This is a genomic window from Xenophilus sp. (assembly GCF_044462705.1).
Taxonomy (GTDB): Bacteria; Pseudomonadota; Gammaproteobacteria; order Burkholderiales; family Burkholderiaceae_C; genus Xenophilus; species Xenophilus azovorans.
In genome coordinates, this window is the sequence record NZ_JBIQNC010000283.1 from 1 (window position 1) to 4,998 (window position 4,998).

General features: G+C 67.6%; 5 protein-coding genes and 1 pseudogene. All 6 read left to right on the top strand.

What is annotated here, in order from left to right; genetic code table 11:
- Window positions 1-1,754: conjugal transfer protein TraG (locus tag ACIY1X_RS24685; protein WP_399685858.1), on the top strand; the 1,754-nt coding region annotated here is incomplete at its 5' end.
- Window positions 1,751-2,215 (top strand): ribbon-helix-helix protein, CopG family, encoded by a 465-nt coding sequence (locus ACIY1X_RS24690; RefSeq protein ID WP_057380746.1) that lies wholly within the window; start codon window positions 1,751-1,753, stop codon window positions 2,213-2,215. The genes ACIY1X_RS24685 and ACIY1X_RS24690, both read left to right, overlap by 4 nt.
- Window positions 2,212-3,264 carry a P-type conjugative transfer ATPase TrbB gene (gene trbB, locus ACIY1X_RS24695; protein ID WP_057386253.1) on the top strand — a complete coding sequence of 351 codons (1,053 nt, stop codon included), beginning with the start codon at window positions 2,212-2,214 and terminating at the stop codon, window positions 3,262-3,264. Before ACIY1X_RS24690 ends, trbB begins: the two co-directional genes overlap by 4 nt.
- Window positions 3,261-3,644: a TrbC/VirB2 family protein gene (locus tag ACIY1X_RS24700; protein WP_003103996.1), complete on the top strand. Its 384-nt coding sequence runs from the start codon at window positions 3,261-3,263 to the stop codon at window positions 3,642-3,644. Before trbB ends, ACIY1X_RS24700 begins: the two co-directional genes overlap by 4 nt.
- On the top strand, window positions 3,641-3,913 hold the full coding sequence (locus ACIY1X_RS24705) for a VirB3 family type IV secretion system protein (RefSeq protein WP_003103993.1): 273 nt from the start codon (window positions 3,641-3,643) through the stop codon (window positions 3,911-3,913). The genes ACIY1X_RS24700 and ACIY1X_RS24705 overlap by 4 nt, the downstream gene beginning before the upstream one ends.
- Window positions 3,914-3,928: 15 nt before the next feature.
- A pseudogene (locus ACIY1X_RS24710) lies at window positions 3,929-4,998 on the top strand (conjugal transfer protein TrbE); the annotation flags it as partial.

Here is a 4,998-nt window from a genome sequence, read left to right on the forward strand (position 1 = left end):
GCATGGTCGCCGTGGGCGTTGCCATCGCCATGTCGGTCTGGCGCTCGCGCCAAGCTCGCCTCGTCACCACCTACGGCTCTGCGCGCTGGGCTAACGCGCAGGACATTCGCAAGGCGGGCCTCACGCAACCGGCCGGCGTGTTCCTCGGCCAGCACGATCACCAATACCTGCGGCATGAAGGCCCGGAACACGTCCTGACCTTCGCGCCTACGCGCTCGGGCAAGGGCGTCGGCCTCGTGGTGCCGACGCTGCTTTCCTGGCCCGCATCCGCCGTCATCCACGACATCAAAGGCGAGAACTGGCAGATCACCGCAGGCTGGCGCTCGCGTTTCTCGCATTGCCTGCTGTTCAACCCGACCGATGCGAAGTCGGCGGCCTACAACCCGCTGCTGGAGGTACGGCGCGGCGCGCATGAGGTGCGCGACGTGCAGAACATCGCGGACATTTTGGTCGATCCCGAAGGCGCGCTGGAGAAGCGCAACCATTGGGAAAAGACCAGTCATGCGCTGTTGGTTGGGGCCATCCTGCATGTGCTCTACGCAGGCGAAGACAAGACGCTGCGCGGCGTCGCCAACTTTCTGTCCGACCCGGCCAGCCCGTTCGAGCTGACCTTGCACCGGATGATGACCACGCCGCACCTCGGCGATGGGCCGCATCCGGTCGTCGCATCGGCGGCGCGTGAAGTCCTCAACAAGAGCGACAACGAGCGTTCCGGCGTGTTGAGCACCGCCATGTCGTTCCTCGGCCTGTACCGCGACCCGACGGTGGCCGAAGTCACCTCGCGCTGCGATTGGCGCATCGCCGACCTGATAGCGGCCGAGCATCCGGTGTCGCTGTACCTCGTGGTGCCGCCTTCGGATATTTCGCGGACGAAGCCGCTCATTCGCCTGATCCTCAACCAGATCGGGCGGCGCCTCACCGAGTCGCTCGATGGCTCCGATGGCATCGAGCGCCGCCACAAGCTGCTGCTGATGCTCGATGAGTTCCCTGCGCTGGGGCGCCTGGACTTCTTCGAGACGGCGCTGGCCTTCATGGCGGGCTATGGCATCCGCAGCTTCCTCATCGCGCAGTCGCTCAACCAGATCGACAAGGCGTATGGGCAAAACCACTCCATCCTCGACAACTGCCATGTGCGCGTGACGTTCGCCACGAACGACGAGCGCACCGCCAAACGGATCTCCGAGACGCTGGGCACGGCCACCGAGCTGCGCGCCCAGCGCAACTACGCGGGCCATCGGCTCGCGCCGTGGCTGGGCCACCTGATGGTGTCGCGCCAGGAAACCGCGCGCCCGCTGCTGACGCCGGGGGAAGTCATGCAGCTTCCGCCCGACGAGGCCGTGGTGATGGTGTCCAGCGTGGCGCCGATCAAGGCGAAGAAGCTGCGCTACTACGCGGACGCCAATTTCAAGCGTCGCGTGCTGCCACCGCCCGCGCTGGCGGGCGGGCAGTACGCCGACGCGCCGCCATTGCGGCCCGACGACTGGAGCGGGTTGGCGATTCCCTCCGTGCCCACCGCACCGGCCGCGGCCTTCGCTGATGGCCTGGGTTCCGCCGATGACGGCGGCCCACGCCGTCAGCCCGAACTCTCCGAAACCGTCGCCTACGACCCCGAGCTGGCCGCGCCTGCGGCCGACCTTGGGCTGCTCGATGACGACGACGACCTGCCGCTCCCCCTTCCGCGCCAGCTTGATCCAGCCATGCAGCGCACGGCCCGGCTGGCTTTCCTCGACCCCAACGACGGAATCGAGCTATGAGCCACTATCGCCTCAACCTGTTCATCCAGCCGGAGCACGCCAAGCGGCTCGATGAGCTGGCCGCCAAGAAAGGCGTGTCCAAGTCGTCCATCGTCGCGGCGGCGCTCGCATCGTGGCTGTCGCCCGATGCCGCCGACCAGCGCGAGGCGGCCATTGCCAAGCGGCTTGATCGCCTGTCGCGGCAGGCCGAACGCATGGAGCGCGACCAGAACATTGCCATCGAAACGCTGGCGCTGTTCATCCGCTACTACCTGACCGTGAGCACGCCGGTTCCCGAGGCGCACCAAGACGCGGCACGCGCGCAGGGCAAAGCGCGCTTCGAGCAGTTCACCGCGCAGCTTGGCCGCCACCTGCTGCGGGGCCGCAGCCTGGTGCGCGACGTGGTGGAGGAACTGCATCCCGACCTGATGCGAATGGAAGACGCGGCGGCAGCCGCGCAAGCGCAGGAGCGTGCGTCATGAGCGCCGTTCCGCAGTCCATGAGTGCCACGTCGCTCGACCGCCGCATCCAGATGCTGCGCACGGCGATGGGGCCACTGATCGCCGCCGCGCTCGAAGACCCGGACGTGGTGGAGGTGATGCTGAATCCCGATCGCACCCTTTGGGTGGATCGGCTTTCCAGTGGACGCGCGCCGATGGGCGTGGAACTGCCCGAGGCGGACGGCGAGCGAATCATCCGCCTGGTCGCTGCCCACGTTGGCGCAGAAGTCCATCGCGGCCAGCCGCTGATGTCCGCCGAGTTGCCCGAAACGGGCGAACGCTTTGAGGGCATCTTGCCGCCGGCAGCGCCGGGGCCGGCCTTCGCGCTGCGCAAGCGCGCCATCGGCGTTATTCCTCTGGAGCGGTACGTCATCGACAGGATGATGACCAGCGCGCAAGCGGGCTTTCTCGTTCGCGCCGTGCGCGAGCGCCAGAACGTGCTGATCGCCGGCGCCACCAGCAGCGGCAAGACCACGCTCGCCAATGCTTTGCTCGCCGAAATCGCCGCCACTGGCGACCGCGTGCTGGTGCTCGAAGACACGGTGGAGCTGCAATGCGCGGCCCGCGACCACGTTCCCCTGCGCACCCGCGCAGGCGTGGTGTCGATGACCGAGCTGGTGCGCTCGTCCATGCGCCTGCGGCCTGATCGCGTCGTCGTCGGCGAGGTGCGCGGCGCCGAGGCACTGGATCTCATCAAGGTGTGGGGCACAGGCCATCCGGGCGGCATCGCCACGATCCATGCCGGCTCCGCGCTCGGCGCTCTGCTGCGCCTGGAGCAACTGATTCTCGAAGTGGCGGTGAATCCGCCCCGTGCGCTGATCGCCGAGGCGGTCAACGTGGTGATCCACATCGCCGGACGCGGGCGCAAGCGCCGCATCGAGAGCATCGCCCGCGTCGTCGGCTTCGACGGCGTGGGCTACCAACTGGCGGACGCGCTGGAAACGCCGTTTCCCGAGCTGCCGCCACGTCCCGATGCCGCACCCGCTGCGGCGACTTCCCCATCCCCTGACTCACTTGGAGAACTGCCATGACGCAGATGACCATTCCTGCTTTCCGTTTTTCTGCAAATCCGGCTTTGCGTCTTGCACGGCTGCGCTGCCTGGCCCGCCCTGCGGGGCAAGGGCTGCTGCTGGCCGCGCTGCTGTTGTTCCTGGCCGGAACCGCGCAGGCCGCCGGTTCCTCGATGCCGTGGGAAGGCCCGCTGCAATCCATCCTCGAATCCATCCAGGGGCCGGTGGCGCGCATCGTCGCGGTCATCATCATCATCGCCACGGGCCTCGCGCTCGCGTTCGGCGACACGTCCGGCGGATTCCGCAAGCTGATCCAGATCGTCTTCGGTCTGTCCATCGCGTTCGCCGCTTCGAGCTTCTTCCTGTCGTTCTTCAGCTTCTCCGGCGGGGCGGTCGTATGAGTGCCCCGGACACCTTCGCGGACGGCTTCGAGGTGCCGCTGCATCGCTCGCTGACCGAGCCGATTCTGCTGGGCGGTGCGCCGCGCACCGTGGCGATCGCCAACGGCACGCTGGCTGCCGCTGTCGGCCTGGGCCTGCAACTGTGGATTCCCGGCGTGGTGCTCTGGATCGTCGGCCATTCGCTGGCGGTGTGGGGCGCGCGCGTCGATCCGCAGTTCATGCAGGTCTTCGCCCGGCACATCAAGCACCGCCCGCTGCTGGACGTGTGAGGGGAGGACGCCGCGATGCTGAACCTCGCCGAATACCGCCAGCGCCCGGCCTTGCTTGCCGACTGGCTGCCCTGGGCCGGGCTGGTCGCACCGGGCGTCGTCTTGAACAAGGACGGCAGTTTCCAGCGCACGGCCCGGTTTCGCGGGCCTGACCTCGACAGCGCGACGCAAGGCGAGCTAATCGCCACGTCGGCGCGGTTGAACAACGCGCTGCGTCGCATGGGATCGGGCTGGGCGCTGTTCATCGAGGCCGAGCGCCGCGCCGCCGCCGACTATCCGCGCTCGGAGTTTCCCGAGCCGCTTTCGTGGCTGGTGGAGGAAGAACGCCGGGCCGCCTTCGAGGAATCGGGCAATCACTTCGAGAGCGGCTATCACCTGACGCTGCTTTACCTGCCGCCGGAAGAATCCCGCGCCCGTGCAGCCAAGATGCTCTACGAGAACACGCCGACGACCGGCGTGGACTGGCGCGAGCGGCTGCAAGCCTTCGTCGCGGAAACGGATCGCGTCTTTGACCTGCTCGACGGCGTGATGCCGGAGATCGCCTGGCTCGATGACAGCCAGACGCTGACCTACCTGCACGCGACCATTTCGACGCGGCGCTATCGCGTGGGCGTGCCCGAAGTGCCGTTCCACATCGACGCGCTGCTGACCGACTCGCCGCTGGTCGGTGGCCTGGCGCCCATGCTGGGCAACCAGCACCTGCGCGTGGTGTCGGTGCGAGGTTTCCCGACCTCGACCTGGCCGGGGATTCTGGATGACCTCAACCGCCTTGGCTTTGCGTACCGCTGGAGCACGCGCTTTCTCTGCCTCGACAAAGCCGAGGCGGAGAAAGAACTTTCCCGCCTGCGCCGCCAGTGGTTCGCCAAGCGCAAGAACGTCATCGCGCTGCTGCGCGAAACGATCTTCCAGCAGGAAAGCCCGCTGGTCGATACCGACGCCAACAACAAGGCCGCCGATGCGGACGCTGCCTTGCAGGAGTTGGGCAGCGATCAAGTCGCCTTCGGCTACCTGACGGCGACCGTCACCGTCATGGACGAGGACGCCGCCGTGGCGGACGAGAAGCTGCGCATGGTGGAGCGCGTCAT